15 protein-coding genes and 1 tRNA gene are annotated in these 15,460 nt (G+C 61.6%); 11 read left to right on the plus strand and 5 right to left on the minus strand.

The features are described from left to right. Positions 1–363: 363 nt before the first annotated feature. The 6 genes from FHT70_RS24060 (at position 364) to ugpC (ending at position 7,721) form a co-directional block, all read left to right on the plus strand. On the plus strand, positions 364–1,428 hold the full coding sequence (locus FHT70_RS24060; protein WP_246721962.1) for a LacI family DNA-binding transcriptional regulator: 1,065 nt from the start codon (positions 364–366) through the stop codon (positions 1,426–1,428). Between the two features lie 55 nt (positions 1,429–1,483). Further along, entirely contained in the window at positions 1,484–2,722 is a 1,239-nt protein-coding gene (locus FHT70_RS24065) for a sugar ABC transporter substrate-binding protein (protein ID WP_183705320.1), read from the plus strand. A 74-nt stretch (positions 2,723–2,796) separates the two neighbouring features. Then, on the plus strand, positions 2,797–3,714 hold the full coding sequence (locus FHT70_RS24070; RefSeq protein ID WP_183705322.1) for a sugar ABC transporter permease: 918 nt from the start codon (positions 2,797–2,799) through the stop codon (positions 3,712–3,714). Continuing rightward, on the plus strand, positions 3,711–4,574 hold the full coding sequence (locus FHT70_RS24075) for a carbohydrate ABC transporter permease (RefSeq protein WP_085779667.1): 864 nt from the start codon (positions 3,711–3,713) through the stop codon (positions 4,572–4,574). The genes FHT70_RS24070 and FHT70_RS24075 overlap by 4 nt, the downstream gene beginning before the upstream one ends. A 127-nt stretch (positions 4,575–4,701) precedes the next feature. Next, positions 4,702–6,624 (plus strand): glycoside hydrolase family 127 protein, encoded by a 1,923-nt coding sequence (locus FHT70_RS24080; protein WP_183705324.1) that lies wholly within the window; start codon positions 4,702–4,704, stop codon positions 6,622–6,624. Between the two features lie 23 nt (positions 6,625–6,647). Continuing rightward, complete coding sequence (gene ugpC / locus FHT70_RS24085; RefSeq protein ID WP_183705326.1) at positions 6,648–7,721, plus strand: sn-glycerol-3-phosphate ABC transporter ATP-binding protein UgpC; 1,074 nt, start codon at positions 6,648–6,650, stop codon at positions 7,719–7,721. 12 nt (positions 7,722–7,733) lie between these two features. Here the strand turns inward: ugpC and dxr are convergent, their stop codons facing one another. Further along, positions 7,734–8,924 carry a 1-deoxy-D-xylulose-5-phosphate reductoisomerase gene (dxr, locus tag FHT70_RS24090; protein ID WP_183705328.1) on the minus strand — a complete coding sequence of 397 codons (1,191 nt, stop codon included), beginning with the start codon at positions 8,922–8,924 and terminating at the stop codon, positions 7,734–7,736. Between the two features lie 374 nt (positions 8,925–9,298). On the opposite strand from dxr, the gene FHT70_RS24095 reads away from it, so the two are divergent. Continuing rightward, positions 9,299–9,949, plus strand: a complete 651-nt coding sequence (locus tag FHT70_RS24095) for a hypothetical protein (protein WP_183705330.1) — start codon at positions 9,299–9,301, stop codon at positions 9,947–9,949. 60 nt (positions 9,950–10,009) lie between these two features. Next, on the plus strand, positions 10,010–10,300 hold the full coding sequence (locus tag FHT70_RS24100) for a BON domain-containing protein (RefSeq protein ID WP_097601551.1): 291 nt from the start codon (positions 10,010–10,012) through the stop codon (positions 10,298–10,300). Positions 10,301–10,356: 56 nt separating this feature from the next. Here FHT70_RS24100 and FHT70_RS24105 read toward each other — a convergent pair whose 3' ends face one another. Next, entirely contained in the window at positions 10,357–10,509 is a 153-nt protein-coding gene (locus FHT70_RS24105; RefSeq protein ID WP_176536406.1) for a hypothetical protein, read from the minus strand. A gap of 116 nt (positions 10,510–10,625) precedes the next feature. Beyond that, on the minus strand, positions 10,626–10,907 hold the full coding sequence (locus tag FHT70_RS24110) for a hypothetical protein (protein WP_183705332.1): 282 nt from the start codon (positions 10,905–10,907) through the stop codon (positions 10,626–10,628). A 146-nt stretch (positions 10,908–11,053) separates the two neighbouring features. Here FHT70_RS24110 and FHT70_RS24115 point away from each other — a divergent pair, with 146 nt between their 5' ends. Next, complete coding sequence (locus FHT70_RS24115) at positions 11,054–11,578, plus strand: DUF2937 family protein (RefSeq protein WP_183705334.1); 525 nt, start codon at positions 11,054–11,056, stop codon at positions 11,576–11,578. A 90-nt stretch (positions 11,579–11,668) separates the two neighbouring features. Here FHT70_RS24115 and FHT70_RS24120 read toward each other — a convergent pair. Both FHT70_RS24120 and FHT70_RS24125 read right to left on the minus strand, forming a co-directional pair. After that, positions 11,669–11,745 (minus strand) — tRNA-Arg (locus FHT70_RS24120). Between the two features lie 54 nt (positions 11,746–11,799). Then, entirely contained in the window at positions 11,800–12,963 is a 1,164-nt protein-coding gene (locus FHT70_RS24125) for a M20 aminoacylase family protein (protein ID WP_183705336.1), read from the minus strand. Between the two features lie 157 nt (positions 12,964–13,120). On the opposite strand from FHT70_RS24125, the gene FHT70_RS24130 reads away from it, so the two are divergent. Beyond that, positions 13,121–14,254 carry a D-alanyl-D-alanine carboxypeptidase family protein gene (locus tag FHT70_RS24130; RefSeq protein ID WP_085779659.1) on the plus strand — a complete coding sequence of 378 codons (1,134 nt, stop codon included), beginning with the start codon at positions 13,121–13,123 and terminating at the stop codon, positions 14,252–14,254. Positions 14,255–14,284: 30 nt separating this feature from the next. Continuing rightward, entirely contained in the window at positions 14,285–15,454 is a 1,170-nt protein-coding gene (locus tag FHT70_RS24135) for a GTP-binding protein (protein ID WP_183705338.1), read from the plus strand. Positions 15,455–15,460: the final 6 nt, after the last annotated feature.

The following is a 15,460-nucleotide window of genomic DNA, read 5'->3' on the forward strand; positions in this document are numbered from 1 at the left end:
CGACTGCGCATCACCCCGACGCCGCTGCATTCCGACGCCGATATCGCCCATCTCGTCGAGGCCCTGCATTCGCTCTGGTCGCGTTGCGCGCTGGCAAGGCACGTCGCCTGATCTAACGATCGCTTGGGTTCTAGCTCCGCGAATCAGAACCTCCATCGGGTTCTGACGGCGGTTGTTTGTTCCACATTCATTAGCCGGGCAAGATTGTCCAGCGGTGGGCTGGCGCACTACCCGTGAATGACGCATTGCAATCCCGTCTCATGGATTCGCATTGGCCGTTTCCCCGCTTTCCTTCCTGCTGCCTGCCTCGATGTTCCGTCTCTGGATCTACATGAGAAAACCTTTTCTCACTTGACAGAAAGATTGGTAAAAGCTTTTCTCAAGCCACTTCAGAAGGAGGAAGGCCTGAACATATCGGGAGGAAAAAGAGGCAGGATCACCATCCATGAGGTCGCGTCGGCCGCCGGCGTGAGCATCTCGACGGCGTCGAAGGCGCTCAACGACACCGGCCGGATGGGTGCAGAAACCCGCGAGCGGGTTAAGCGGATTGCCGGCGAAATCGGATATCGGCCGAATGCGCTGGCAAGAGGTCTTCTCAGCAAGCGCAGCTTCACCGTCGGGCTGCTGACGAACGACACCTACGGCCGTTTCACGCTGCCTGTGATGGCGGGTATTTCGGACGCTCTCGTCGATCATGGCGTTTCGGTTTTCCTGTGCGCCATCGAAGATGATCCGGCACTCGCCCAGATCCATGTCGATGCGATGCTGGACAAGCAGGTCGACGGTATCATCGCAACCGGCAAGCGGCTGGACAAGCGTCTGCCTGTCGATTTGTCGAATTTGCATGTGCCTGTCGTCTATGCCTTCACCGAGGGGACGCCGAACAGCGTTACTTTCCGTTCGGACGACGAGCAGGGTGCGAGATTGGCGGTGGAATGGCTCGTGACGATCGGGCGGCGGCGGATTGCCCATATTACCGGGCCGGAAGACTTCTTTTCGGTGCGGGAGCGGGCCGGGGCCTATCATCAGGTGGCGGGCCACCGCGAGCCGGTGCTCTACGGCGTCTGGTCGGAAAGCTGGGGTCATGAAGCGGTGGAACAGCTTTGGAAGAGGCCGGGGGAAAAGCCGGACGCGCTTTTCTGCGGCAACGACCAGATCGCCCGTGGCGCGGTGGATGCGCTGCGCGAGCGCGGCGTCAAGGTGCCGCAGGACGTTTCGGTGATCGGCTTCGACAATTGGGAGATTGTCGCGGCCCAGACGCGGCCGCCGCTGACGACCGTAGATATGGAGCTGAAGGAACTCGGGCGGCAGGCCGGATTGACGGTGCTGGCGCTTGCGGAAGGACGGCCTGTCGAGCCGGGAGTGAGGAAGTTGGCCTGCCGGCTCGTCGTTCGGCGGTCATGCGGGGGTAGAACCCCCGAGGAATGAGAATCACGGAAATGAGCAAAGGCGCGAGGAGATGCGCCATATTGGGAGGAGTGTCATGATCAAGCGTCTATTGGCGGCGACCGGTATCGCCACCTGGTGCCTGGTTTCGGCTGCATCGGCCGCCGAAAACGTCGAAATGTGGGTTCGCTCGGGGATCGGCGACGCCTTCAAGAAAGTCGTCGAAGCCTATAATTCCAGCCATGAGAACAAGGTCGTAATGACCGAAGTGCCGTTCTCCGAGCTGGTGCAGAAATATGCGACGGCAATCGCCGGCGGACAGGCGCCCGACGCGCTGTCGATGGACCTCATCTACAATCCTGCCTTTGCCGCGGCCGGCCAGCTGGAGGATCTGACGGACTGGGCGAAGTCGCTGCCCTATTTCAACTCGCTTTCGCCGTCGCATGTCCGCCTCGGCACCTATCAGGACAAGATTTACGGCCTGCCGCTCTCCGTCGAGACATCGGTCTTCGCCTGGAACAAGGATCTCTACAAGAAGGCCGGTCTCGACCCGGAGAAGGCGCCGGCGAACTGGGATGAAATTACCGCCAATGCGGAGAAGATCCGGGCACTCGGTGACGACACCTACGGCTTCTATTTCTCCGGCGGCGGCTGCGGTGGCTGCATGATCTTCACCTTCACGCCGCTCGTCTGGGGTGCGGGCGCCGACATCCTGTCGGCCGACAGCAAGACGGCGACGCTCGATACGCCTCAGATGCGCAAGGCCGTCGACATCTACCGCAACATGGTCAAAAAGGACCTCGTGCCGGCGGGTGCGGCCAGCGACAACGGTACGAACTTCCTGACCTTCACCAACGGCAAGATCGGCCAGCAGAGCCTCGGCGCCTTTGCCATCGGCACGCTGGTGACCCAGCATCCCGAGATCAATTTCGGTGTGACCCTCATCCCCGGGGTCGACGGCAAGCCTTCCTCCTTTGCCGGCGGCGACAACTTCGTCATCACCAAGGGCACCAAGAAGATCGACGCCGTGAAGGAGTTCCTCGAATATATATATTCCGAGGACGGCCAGAAGGTGATGGCGAAATATGGCAGCTTGCCGACCCGCGGCGACATCGCCGGTAAGGTGCTGGAAGGTCTCGATCCGCGCATGCAGGTCGGCCTCAAGGCGATCAGCGTTGCCAAGACGCCCTATACGCTGCAATTCAACGACCTGATCAACAGCGCCAACGGCCCATGGGCAAGCTTCACCAACGCGGCGATCTTCGGCGACGATGTCGACGGCGCGTTCTCGAGCGCCCAGTCGGAAATGCAGTCGATCATAGATAGCGGCCAATAACTCTCCCAAGGCCGCGGCCGGGGAGCGGTGGCAGCTTCCCGGCCATTTTCAATTGACAGATGCGGAGCGTTTCGATGACCGGTTCCGGTTCGAATATCCTATTGCCCCGGCGAAAGCGGCGGCGCAGATCGAATTGGCGCGGCCCGCTCTACATCGCGCCGGCCATGGCGCTGGTCATCGTCTTCTTCGTCATGCCGGTTCTCTTCACGGGGTGGATGAGCCTTCACAACTGGCCGCTGATGGGAGCGTCGCGCTGGATCGGCTTCAACAATTATTTCCGTATGTTCAACGACACCCGTTTCATGGCGGCACTGAATTTCACCGCCTATTACACCGTGATCGTCACTGTCGCGATCTTCGCTGTCGCCTTTCCGCTGGCGATCTTCGTCGAAAAGGAACGGCAGTTCGTCAGCGCCTACCGCACGATCATCTTCCTGCCGGTCGTGGTCGGCCTTGCCACGGCCTCGCTGCTCTGGGTCTGGCTTGCCAATGTCGATAGCGGCTTCATCGGCCCAGCCTTGAAAGCACTCGGTCTTCTGGAAAAGAGCCCCAACCTGCTTGCGACCTTCGACACCGCCTTTCTGACGGTCGTGGTGATGGTCGTCTGGAAGATCGCCGGCTTCACCATGATCATTCTGCTGACCGGGCTGCAGGCCATTCCATCCGAGCTGACGGAGGCGGCCCGCATCGACGGCGCCGGCCGCTGGCAGCGCTTCCGGCACCTGACGCTGCCGCTGATGCGCAAGACGATCGCGCTAGCCCTGATCGTCTCGGTTACCGGCTCGATCCTCGCCTTCGACCAGTTCTATATCATGACGGCCGGTGGACCGCAGAACAAGATGATCTCGGTGGTCTATTACATCTTCAACCAGTCCTTCGTCTCCTTCAATCTCGGCTATGGCGCGGCCCTCTCGATTGCGCTCCTCGCCATTCTGGTCGCCATCAGCATCGTGCAGCTCTGGCTGCTGCGCGTCGGGGAGGAGCGTCCATGACGACCTCAAGGCAACGCCGCGCCCGCAAGGCCATCCGCACGAAGTCGACCTATCATCTGGCAGGCATCGCCATTTCGATCTTTTTTCTGGCGCCGTTCGCGGTCACGCTGCTCGCTTCCTTCCGGCCGGGTGCCGAGGCCACCCTGCCGCCCTTGCCGCCGTGGCCGACATCCAGCATCAGCTTCGATGCCTATGCGCTGCTCGATACGTTCGGCGCCGGCATCTGGCGGCACATGATCAATTCGCTGTTCGTTTCGGTCGCCACCGTGGTGCTGACCGTTCTTGTCAGCCTGCTCGCCGGCTATGGCTTCTCGCGTTATCGCTTCCCGATGAAGAATGCACTGTTCGTGCTGATCATTGCTACGCTGATGATCCCGTTCCAGTCGATCCTGACGCCGCTCTTCATCATCCTGGCAAAACTCGGCCTCAACAATTCGCTGCTCGGGCTGACGCTCGTCTATGTGACGCTGCAACTGCCCTTCTCCGTTTTCATGATGCGCAATGCCTTCGACGCCGTGCCCAAGGAGATCGAAGAGGCAGCGCGCATCGACGGTGCGCGCGATCTGAGGCTGCTGGCGCGCGTCCTGCTGCCGCTGGTGCTGCCCGGTGTCGCGACGGTGGCGATCTTCGCCTTCCTCAACGCCTGGAACGAGTTTCTCGCTGCGCTCGTGCTGCTTTCCAGCAATGAGAAATACACCCTGCCGGTACTGATGACGGCGGTTCGCGCCGGACGGCTCGGCGCCATCAACTGGGGAGCGGTGCAGGCTGGTGTCGTCGTCATGACGATCCCCTGCCTGATCGTCTTCCTGCTCCTGCAACGCTACTACATGCGCGGGCTGATGGCCGGCGCGGTGAAATGATCGCAAGAACAGGATGATTTTAGGCCGTCGGCCTAAAATCTGAATCCTGTTCTAAATTAAAGAGTTAGAGCATGATGTCGTCCGAAAACCGCTCACACTTTTCGGCATCATGCTCAAGGTAGAGCCCATGACCAAGTCAAGCAATGACCGCCAGTTTCGTCCCGTCGCCGTTCCCGATGTCGAGCTCGGCGGCTTCTGGGGCAAGTGGCAGGACGCCGTCTGCAATTCCACCGCCGAGACCCTGCTCGACCGCTGCGTCGAGGCAGGGATGTTGAAAGCGATCGACGTCAACCAGCCGAGCCCGGGCGTTGTCATTCCCATTCAGCCCTGGGGCGGGACGACGCAGATGTTCTGGGATTCCGATCTCGGCAAGTCGATCGAGACGATCGCCTACTCGCTTTATCGCCGGCCGAACCCGAAGCTCGAGGCGCGCGCCGATGAGATCATCGACATGTATGAGCGGATGCAGGACAAGGACGGCTATCTGAACGCCTGGTTCCAGCGCGTCGAGCCATCCCGCCGCTGGACCAATCTGCGCGATCATCACGAACTCTATTGCGCGGGCCATCTGATGGAAGCCGCGGTCGCCTATTATCAGGCGACCGGCAAGCGCAAGCTGCTCGACATCATGTGCCGCTACGCCGATTACATGATCAAGGTTTTCGGCCATGGCGAGGGACAGATTCCCGGCTATTGCGGCCACGAGGAAATCGAGCTGGCATTGGTCAAGCTCGCCCGGGTGACCGGCGAGAAGAAATATCTCGACCTGTCGAAATACTTCATCGACGAACGCGGCACCGAGCCGCACTTCTTTACGGCCGAGGCCGCTCGCGACGGCCGGAGCGCTGCCGACTTCCATCAGAAGACCTATGAATATGGCCAGGCGCACCTCCCGGTGCGCGAACAGACGAAGGTGGTCGGCCATGCGGTGCGCGCCATGTACCTCTATTCCGGCATGGCCGATATTGCCACCGAATACAAGGACGACAGTCTGACGGCGGCGCTGGAAACGCTTTGGGACGATCTGACGACCAAGCAGATGTACATCACCGGCGGCATCGGCCCGGCCGCCTCCAACGAAGGCTTCACCGATTATTACGATCTGCCCAACGACACGGCCTATGCGGAAACCTGCGCCTCCGTCGGCCTGGTCTTCTGGGCGAGCCGCATGCTCGGGCGCGGACCGAACCGGCGCTATGCCGATATCATGGAGCAGGCGCTTTATAACGGCGCGCTGCCGGGTCTTTCCACAGACGGCAAGACCTTCTTCTATGACAATCCGCTCGAAAGTGCGGGCAAGCACCACCGCTGGAAGTGGCACCATTGCCCCTGCTGCCCGCCGAACATCGCCCGTCTGGTGACGTCGATCGGGTCATACATGTATGCGGTTGCCGATGATGAGATCGCCGTCCATCTCTATGGCGAAAGCACCGCCCGGCTGAAGCTTGCCAATGGCGCGGAGTTGGCGTTGGAGCAGAGCACCAATTATCCGTGGGACGGCGCGGTCGCCTTCACTGTCAAGCTGGCAAAGCCGGCTCGGTTCGCGCTGTCGCTGCGCATCCCGGATTGGGCAGAGGGCGCAACCCTCAGCGTCAACGGGGCGATGCTCGACCTCGGTGCCCATGCCCGCGACGGATATGCGAGGATCGACCGCGAATGGGCGGACGGTGATAAGGTGGCCCTCTACCTGCCGCTGGCGCTTCGTCCGCAATATGCCAATCCGAAAGTGCGCCAGGATGCCGGCCGCGTCGCCTTGATGCGCGGTCCGCTCGTCTATTGCGTCGAGACAACGGACAATGGCGAGGACCTCAACACCATCGTTCTGCCCCGCGAACTGTCGGCCGCCGAAACCGTCGTGCTGAAGGACCTCAATGATGCCGTCGCTCTCGATCTCAAGGTCGAGCGTGAGGAAACATCGAATTGGGGCACATCGCTCTACCGCAAGGCGCCGGCCGAAAGGCGGGTCGCCACAGCACGCTTCGTGCCCTATCATCTCTGGGACAACCGCGCGCCCGGAGAGATGCTCGTCTGGGTCCAGGCGGACAAGTAGGTCGTTTGGGGATGACGAACGGTATGGGTAACAAGAGCGTCGTCCTTCAGGACGTGCGAAAAAGCTATGGCAATCTGCAGGTGGTCCATGGCATCGACCTGACGATCGAGGAGGGCGAATTCGTCGTCTTCGTCGGTCCGTCCGGCTGCGGAAAATCGACGTTGCTTCGCATGATCGCCGGCCTGGAGGACGTGACCGAGGGCGAGATCGAGATCAAGGGACGTGTTGTCACCGATCTCGATCCGTCCGAGCGCGGCATCGCCATGGTCTTCCAATCCTACGCGCTCTATCCGCATATGAGCGTGCGCGACAACCTGGCCTTCGGCCTGAAGATGGCGCGTACGAATGGTGCGGAGATCGAGACGCGCGTCAAGGCAGCCTCGGCGATCCTGAAAATCGACCATCTGCTCGACCGGCGCCCCGGCCAGCTTTCCGGCGGCCAACGCCAGCGCGTGGCGATCGGCCGGGCGATCGTGCGCGAGCCCGATGTTTTCCTGTTCGACGAACCGCTGTCCAATCTCGATGCGGAGCTGCGCGTGTCCATGCGCATCGAGATCGCCCGCCTTCATCGCGAACTCGGCAATACGATGATCTATGTCACGCATGATCAGACCGAGGCGATGACGCTCGCCGACAAGATCGTCGTGCTGCGCGACGGCCGCGTCGAGCAGGCCGGAACGCCGCGGGAAATCTACGAGAATCCGTCGAACACGTTCGTGGCGGGTTTCATCGGCTCGCCGAGGATGAATCTCCTGAATGCCCGATGGGGCGAAGGCGGCCTGGTCGATATCGCCGGCGGGCGCGTCGAAAGCGGCCTGCTGCCGAAAGACAGGCTGGCCGGTGCGGCCGTGACGCTCGGTCTGCGGCCGGAGCATCTGAAAGTGGCGCCCGAGCTCAATGGCAGCCTGAGGGCAAGGGTCGATTTTTCGGAGTATCTCGGCGGAACGCAGTATCTCTATTGCCAGCTCGGCGATGGTCAGTCGCTCACCGTCGAGCACCGGTCGCCGACCAGCATTGCGGCCGGCGAAGAGGTCAGCCTGCAGTTCGAGCCCTCGAATTGCCGATTGTTCGACGAGCACGGCAATCGGCTGCGCTAGCCGACCGAGCTCTCAACCGACGAGATCGAGTTTCAGCAGGGCTGCCGCGCGCTGCCGGGCTTGCCGGTCGGCGTTGAAGACATCGTCCATGCCGGCAGCCGGCGGCAGGTGGGCCAGGTCATCCATGACCCTCTCGGTGACCTCGGCCATGGCGAGGAAGGAGAGGCGCCCCTCGATGAAGGCCTCGAGCGCCACTTCCTTGGCGCCGTTGAGCACCGCGCCCTGAACGCCGCCGCGCGTCATCGCAAGGCGCGCCAGCCGCAAGGCGGGAAACCGCACCTCATCCGGCGCTTCGAAATCCAGCCTCGCGAGCTTGGCGAAATCGAGCCGCTCGACCGGCAGGTTCGGCCGGCGCGGAAAGGACAGCGCGTAACCGATGGCGGTGCGCATATCAGGCGCGCCGAGCTGCGCCAGCACCGAACCGTCGGTATAACCCACCATGGAATGGATGATCGACTGCGGATGGAAGATCACCTCGATCTGCTCGGGCCGCAGTCCGAAAAGATGGCGGGCTTCGATCATTTCCAGCGCCTTGTTGAACATCGAGGCGCTGTCGATCGAGATCTTCAAGCCCATCGACCAGTTCGGATGGGCGCGTGCGGTTTCCACCGTCACATCGGCCATCTCCTTCAACGAGGCGGTACGGAAGGGACCGCCCGAGGCGGTCAGGATGACACGCTCGACGGCATGGCGCTGGTTTTCTTCCAGCACCTGGAAAATCGCATTGTGCTCGCTGTCGACGGGAAGCAGCTTGCCGCCGCCGGCGCGGATCGCCCCGATGAAGAGATCGCCGGCCGAGACCAGACATTCCTTGTTGGCAAGGGCGATATCAGCGCCACGGCGCGCAGCGGCAAGCGTCGGCGCCAGACCCGCCGTGCCAACGATTGCCGCCATCACCCAGTCGGCTTCGCGGTCGGCCGCTTCCATCAGGCCGGATTTCCCCGACGCGACCGCGATGCCGCTGCCGAAAAGTTCGCCCTTCAGCGCTTCATAATGCCGGTCGTTTGCCGTCACCGCCAGCCGCGCGCCGAAGGATCTGGCCTGCCGGGCGAGCAGCTGGACATTGCCGTTGCCTGTCAGAACGGAAATTTCGAAGTTCTCCCGCCCGCCCAGATGTTCGACGACATTGAGGGTATTGCGGCCGATCGACCCGGTCGAGCCGAAGATGCTGAGGCGCCGCGGCGCGGTTTTGCCGGTCATCATTTGGAATTTCGCGAAAAATGTCTCTCGTAGGCTCAGGCTCTACTAGGGTTTGGAGGGTGCGGCAAGTGTGCGGTGCAGCAGATTTCAGCTCCTCGGGGGTTTACAGAGCGGCGGCGGGGTGTGATCCTCATGACATTCCTGAAAGGATGTGATTCCCCTGCCGCCGCTCGTCGGCGCATGGGCGGGGCGCTGCGGCGGCCATTGAAAAACGGGCACCTGGCTGCCCTCGGCTTTTTCGGCCAAACACTAAATCGAGGATGACATCGGGATGAACGGCTTGGCCGTGCTGCCTGTCCGTGTTCGCTGCGGCACTTTGGTGCGGTATCGTGCCATTCGATGAGCCAGCACGTGTCAGGTCAAAACGATCGGAACACATGACGATATTCAGAATAGCCATCATTCTTTCCGCCATCGTGCTTTCGCTGACCGTGACCGCAAAGGCGGACGACCTGTTGATCTGGTCGCCTGCCAAAGTCTCGGATCGATCATACAAGGCGACGATGGGTTTTCGTCTGCCGGCGGAATGGGAGACGAGCGCCGGCGCCGATCTCGCATTAGCAGCGACAAAAGGCGGCGCGCCGCTACCCGATTCCGAACAGGCCATGCTCTGGGGCAGGATCAGCAAGACGAGCGTTACGCCGGCAGGCCAATCGCAGCAGGGCGCCAGGGTCAGCGTCGATACGCTGCGCGGCAGCGGCGCTCTGACGCTCAGCCGCTCGCGCAGCTGGATCCTGTCGGATTCGCTCGACATGCAATCGAGCCGCTCCCTGAGCGTCCGTTACGACCCGGTCGATGCCAGGGAGACTTCGGTGACGGCGTCACAGGCGCTGAAGTTGATCCATCCCTGGACGGGAACCTCGCTTTCGGCAGGCGCCGGGGTCAGCAATGCCAGCGGCGACTTCTCGAGCACGGTGGCGGTCGACCAGGCGATCCTGCCGAACCTCAACCTCGATGCCTCGGTCAGCAATCCGTTCTCGCCTGATGAGGCGAGCAGCGTCAATCTCCGCTATCGCGTCAGCTGGTAACGCAGGAAACCAAACCAGGCCGATGGCGTTTCTTCTTGAGATTTTTCGGAGGAACGGAATATGGTTTTCAAAGAGCCGACATTTCACGGGCTTGCGCCCGAAGTGGAAGCGGAGATCGCCAATCGCGCATCTCTCGAGGCCGCCGTCGCCAATGCATTGGCAATTGCCGGCGGCATCGATGCGTCGGATGTGGAAGTGACGATGGAGGAAGATCAGGTCGTGTTGACAGGCACCGTCGGTACGGTCGGGGAAATCGAACGGGCAACCGCCGTCGCCCGGGCGGTCGAGGGCGTGACCGCGGTGCAGAACCGAATCCTGCTCAGCGGGTCTGCCGTCGGCAACCCGCATTGATTTAGCGAAACGCGTCCCGCTTGCGAGCGCCGGCCTCTACGCCGGCGCTCGGCTGATCAACCGGCGAAGCGCTCGACGAGGAAGGACGCGCCTTCCAGGCGATCGGTCTTCGCTGTGGCCACCGACCCCTGCGGCTGATACGCGATGGCGAGCAGCAGAGCGCTGACGGCGACATAGGCGATTGCCAAAAGAGTCATCTTGATACGCATGATGAGTTCTCCCGTTTTCGCGATAAACGCAGCCGATGTTGCGAAGTTCCTGATCAGCGGAAAGGTGAAGAGCCCGGCTGGGGAGGAGCGGCCGGGCTTTTCGTGCATGGACCGCCTTATCGGCAGATCCGGGTCTCCTTGATGATCGTATGACCGTGACGGCGGATTCTTTCCGTCTTGGTGAAGCAATCATCGGAGACGCGGCGCATCATGTGATGGCGGTAGTAGGGCCGGTGGCGATAATAAGGGCGCTCCGAATCGCGATAATCAGGACGCTCCAAATCGCCGTAATAAGGACGCGGGTTATCGGTGGTGATAGTCACGCTTGCCGCCTGGGACGGCATGGCGGAAAGGACGGACGCTGCAGCGAGCGTGCAAGCAAGAATGAACTGTTTCATGACGAGCCTCTCTTTCTGAGTTGGTCATAGTCTCAACTCGCCGGAAGCGCCGCCGGTTCAATCACATAGCGTTACCGATTGTGTCGAAGGCAGAAACCTTTGCGGCCGCGGATCGTTAGCGCAGGAAACAGCCGGAGACCACGGACGTGGGACAGATTGCAAGGATCATCGCCCTTGTCGCCGGACTTGCCGGCGGCACGGTCTTTTCGCAAGCGCCTGAATTTGCGCAGCAATATCGCCAGCGGATCGGCGGCGCGATCGATGAGCTGCGTGTCATCGTCGAGGACTTCAACCGCCAAGCCGCCCAGCATCAGCTCGACCGCGAGCAGGCGCTGAACGCCTATGCCCAATCTTCCGACGATTTCCTGCGCGACCGCGGCGTCTCGATGCAGAGCACGATCGCGCGTTACGAAACGCTGCAGTCGCAGCAACTGAAACTCGGCGCCGCCGCCCCCGTCGCCAAGCCCTTCGTGCTGCTAGGGAATGCGGAAGATGTGGTTTTCGCCAATACCTGGCGCGACTTCGTGCCTGGGGTGCCGATGAGCTTTGCCGGCCTCGTCTGGGGCGCAATCGGTTTTGTCGGCGGATCGGTTGTGGCGGCGTTGCTGGGACTAGGGGCACGGCGGATCATAAGAAGACGAGGAGCCTATCGTCAGGTACCGCGAGCTTGAAACGAGGCAAAGCCTTCAGCGGCGATCTACAAGACGAGATCAGTCATTCCACCCATTCCCGCAGTGGCCATATGGCTCAGCGTTTGAGAATGGTGATCCCGGCGCGATTCGAACGCGCGACCCCCAGATTAGGAATCTGATGCTCTATCCTGCTGAGCTACGGGACCACTTGGATGCCATGCATACAAAAGGCTTGGCGCGAAGCCAAGCCTTAATTCTTGTCAAAGCCCGAGGCGTTGTTCGGCAAGGCGCACCCAGTAGGAGATGCCGTGGGCGATGGCTTCGTCGTTGAAGTCGTAGGCCGGGTTGTGGAGGCCGGCGCTGTCGCCGTTGCCGATGAAGATGAAGGCGCCGGGACGGGCGTTCAGCATATAGGAGAAGTCCTCGCCGCCCATCATCGGATCGATTTCGGCATTGACGTTTGCTTCGCCGGCAATGGCGCTCGCAGTGGCGACCGCGTGCTCGGTCTCATCGGGATGGTTGACGGTGACGGGATAGTTGCGGTTGAAGCTGATTTCGGCCTCGGCCCCATGAGCCGCGACCAGGCCCTCGATGATCTGCCGAAAGCGCGTCTCGGCAAGTGTGCGCATCTCAGGGTCGAGGGTGCGAACGGTGCCGGCGAAGGTCGCATCGTTCGGGATGACGTTATGGGCGAAACCGGCATTGAACTTGGTCACCGAAACGACGACCGAGCGGATCGGGTCGGCGGTGCGCGAGGCGATCATCTGCAGGTTGTTGACGATCTGGGCGGCGATGGCGATCGGGTCGATCGTCCGGTGCGGCTGGGCGGCGTGGCCGCCGCGGCCCTTGATGGTGACGGTGAATTCGTCGGTTGCCGCCATGATGGCGCCCTTGCGGATCGCAAACTGTCCCACAGGCAGGCCCGGCAGGTTGTGCATGCCGTAGACTTCTTCGATCCCGAAGCGCTCCATCATGCCATCCTTGACCATCAGATTGCCGCCGCCGCCGCCTTCTTCGGCGGGCTGGAAGATGACGGCGACATTACCATTGAAATTGCGGGTTTCGGCGAGATATTTCGCGGCGCCGAGCAGCATGGCGGTGTGGCCGTCATGTCCGCAGGCATGCATCTTGCCCGGCGTCTTCGAAGCCCAGGGCTTACCGGTGATCTCAGTCAGCGGCAGGGCATCCATGTCGGCGCGCAGGCCGATCGTGCGGCGGCCTTCGCCCTTGCCCTTGATTAGTCCGACGACGCCGGTGCGGCCGATGCCGGTGACAATCTCGTCAACCCCGAAATCCTTGAGTTTCTCAGTGACGAAAGCGGCCGTGTTTTCCACCGCGAAAAGAAGCTCGGGCCGGGCATGGATATGGCGGCGCCATTCGGCGACTTCGTCCTGCAATTCGGCGGCTCTGTTCAAAATCGGCATCTTGGCGTTCCTGTTATCAAATTCCGACAATCGTTCGTCGCTTCAAATGGGCGTGAGGCCCGTGCAATTACTTCGTCAATGACCTTTGCCATGTCATAGCCATATAGGCTAGATAGATGAAGGTTGCGAGATTTTCCGGACATCTGAAGGACGAACCGTGTCGACGAGCCACTTCCGTTTGTTTGCCGCCATGCGGCCGTTTCGTTTCATGGTTGCGGCGACTGCCGCTTTTGTCGCTTCCGTTTCGCTTGTCCAGGCCAATCCGCATATTCTCGTCGACGTGCAGACAGGCCGCGTTCTCGAACACGAAGAAGCCTTCCGAAAGTGGTATCCGGCCTCACTCACCAAGCTGATGACCGTCTATACCGTCTTCGATGCGATCCGCGCCGGCCAGATCAGCCTCGATACGCCCATCGTCATGAGCAAGCGCGCCGCCGCGCAGCCGGCCGCCAAGATGTATTTCAAGCCGGGCCAGAAGCTGACGCTCGACAGTGCCTTGAAGATCCTGATGGTGAAATCGGCCAACGATATTGCGGTCGCGGTCGCAGAAGCCGTCGGCGGTACGCAGGAAGGTTTCGTGACCCGGATGAACGGCGAGGCGCTGAAGCTCGGCATGACGGATTCGCATTTCGTCAATCCGAACGGCCTGCCGGGCAAGGGGCAATATACGACGGCGCGCGACCTGGCGGTGCTGACGGTGGCGCTGCGTCGCGAGTTTCCGCAATATGCCAGCTATTTCGCGCTCGAGGGCTTCACCACCGGCCAGCAGAACGTGCCGAACCTCAATATGCTGATCGGCCGCTTCGCCGGCGCCGACGGCATGAAGACCGGCTTCATCTGCGCCTCGGGCTTCAACCAGATCGGTTCGGCGACGCGCAACGGCCGTACGCTTGTTTCCGTCGTGCTCGGCACGGACAGTCTCGCGGCGCGTGCCGATGCGACGGCGAATCTGTTGCAGAAGGGCTTTACGACGCAGTTTCCCGGCAATGAGACGCTGGGTTCGCTAAAGCCCTACGGACCCGGACAAGACCAGGTGACCGACATTACAGCCGATATATGCAGCGCCAAGGGCGCCAAGATACGCAGCGAAACGCGAGACGAGGTCGGCCGCATGAAGGTGCACTCGCCCTACATTCTGGAAATGGACCACGACCCGCAATTCGTCTTCGCCGGCCTCATTCCGGGGCAGGACCCGCAGCCGTCTCAGCAGCCGGAAAAGGTGGCGACCGGCGATACGGCTGGCGGCATCGCCAACGTGCCGGTGCCGCTGCCGCGCCCGACCGCGTTTTAAGACAAGATGGGCTTCTAAGGTAAGGCAGAGATGAGCGCGTTTAACGACAGGATTCCGGTCACCATCCTGACCGGCTTTCTCGGCGCCGGCAAATCGACGCTGCTGAACCGCATCCTCAAAGATCCTGACATGAAGGATGCGGCTGTCATCATCAATGAATTCGGCGATGTCGGCATCGACCATCTGCTGGTCGAAAGTTCCGGCGATTCGATCATCGAATTGTCCGACGGCTGCCTCTGCTGCACGGTGCGCGGCGAGCTTGTGGATACGCTGGCGAACCTGATGGACGCCGTCCAGACGGGCCGCGTCAGGCCGGTGAAGCGCGTCGTCATCGAAACGACCGGTCTTGCCGATCCTGCGCCCGTCATGCAGGCAATCATGGGCAATCCGGTCATCGCCACAAATTTCGAACTCGACGGCGTCGTGACGGTCGTCGATGCGGTCAATGGGCTGCAGACGCTCGACAATCACGAAGAAGCGCGCAGGCAGGCTGCGGTTGCAGACCGGCTGATTGTCTCGAAGAGGTCGATGGCCGGCGCAACGGCGGAGCTGGAACAGCGCCTGCGGGCGCTCAATCCGCGCGCGGCGATGATGGATGCCGACGTCGCCGAGGCCGGCAGCGCCGCGCTCCTGGTGAACGGTCTCTACGACCCGGCAACGAAGATCGCCGATGTCGGGCGCTGGCTGCAGGACGAGGATGCGCATGAGGCGCATCATCATGATCATGACCACGATCACGATGGCCATCACGATCATCGTGATGGCCACGGCCACCACCATCATGATCATGCGCAGCAGGATCCGCACGACGTCAATCGTCATGATGCTTCGATCCGGTCTTTCTCCATCGTCGAAGAAAAGCCGATCGATCCGATGGCGCTCGAAATGTTCGTCGATCTCCTGCGCTCGGCCCATGGCGAAAAGCTGTTGCGGATGAAGGCGATCGTATCCGTCTCCGACCGACCGGAACGGCCGCTGGTGCTGCACGGCGTCCAGAGCATCTTTCACCCGCCGGTGCGGCTGCCGGCGTGGCCGAATCCGCAAGACCGGCGCACGCGCATGGTGCTGATCACCAAGGATCTGCCCGAAGCTTTCGTGAAGGATCTTTTCGACGCCTTCCTCGGCAAGCCGCGGATCGACACACCGGATCGTCAGGCGCTGTCCGACAATCCACTCGCCATTCCGGGTTTGCGCATCTAAAGGCGC

The sequence above is a fragment of the Rhizobium sp. BK049 genome, assembly GCF_014193135.1.
Lineage (GTDB): Bacteria > Pseudomonadota > Alphaproteobacteria > Rhizobiales > Rhizobiaceae > Rhizobium.

Coding starts and splice junctions, on each gene's coding strand:
- FHT70_RS24135 (WP_183705338.1), top strand. CDS start 14,285: ATGAGCGCGTTTAACGACAGGATTCCGGTCACCATCCTGACCGGCTTT.
- dxr (WP_183705328.1), bottom strand. CDS start 8,924: ATGATGACCGGCAAAACCGCGCCGCGGCGCCTCAGCATCTTCGGCTCG.
- FHT70_RS24065 (WP_183705320.1), top strand. CDS start 1,484: ATGATCAAGCGTCTATTGGCGGCGACCGGTATCGCCACCTGGTGCCTG.
- FHT70_RS24110 (WP_183705332.1), bottom strand. CDS start 10,907: ATGAAACAGTTCATTCTTGCTTGCACGCTCGCTGCAGCGTCCGTCCTT.
- FHT70_RS24100 (WP_097601551.1), top strand. CDS start 10,010: ATGGTTTTCAAAGAGCCGACATTTCACGGGCTTGCGCCCGAAGTGGAA.
- FHT70_RS24105 (WP_176536406.1), bottom strand. CDS start 10,509: ATGCGTATCAAGATGACTCTTTTGGCAATCGCCTATGTCGCCGTCAGC.
- FHT70_RS24070 (WP_183705322.1), top strand. CDS start 2,797: ATGACCGGTTCCGGTTCGAATATCCTATTGCCCCGGCGAAAGCGGCGG.
- FHT70_RS24080 (WP_183705324.1), top strand. CDS start 4,702: ATGACCAAGTCAAGCAATGACCGCCAGTTTCGTCCCGTCGCCGTTCCC.
- FHT70_RS24075 (WP_085779667.1), top strand. CDS start 3,711: ATGACGACCTCAAGGCAACGCCGCGCCCGCAAGGCCATCCGCACGAAG.
- FHT70_RS24095 (WP_183705330.1), top strand. CDS start 9,299: ATGACGATATTCAGAATAGCCATCATTCTTTCCGCCATCGTGCTTTCG.
- FHT70_RS24125 (WP_183705336.1), bottom strand. CDS start 12,963: ATGCCGATTTTGAACAGAGCCGCCGAATTGCAGGACGAAGTCGCCGAA.
- ugpC (WP_183705326.1), top strand. CDS start 6,648: ATGGGTAACAAGAGCGTCGTCCTTCAGGACGTGCGAAAAAGCTATGGC.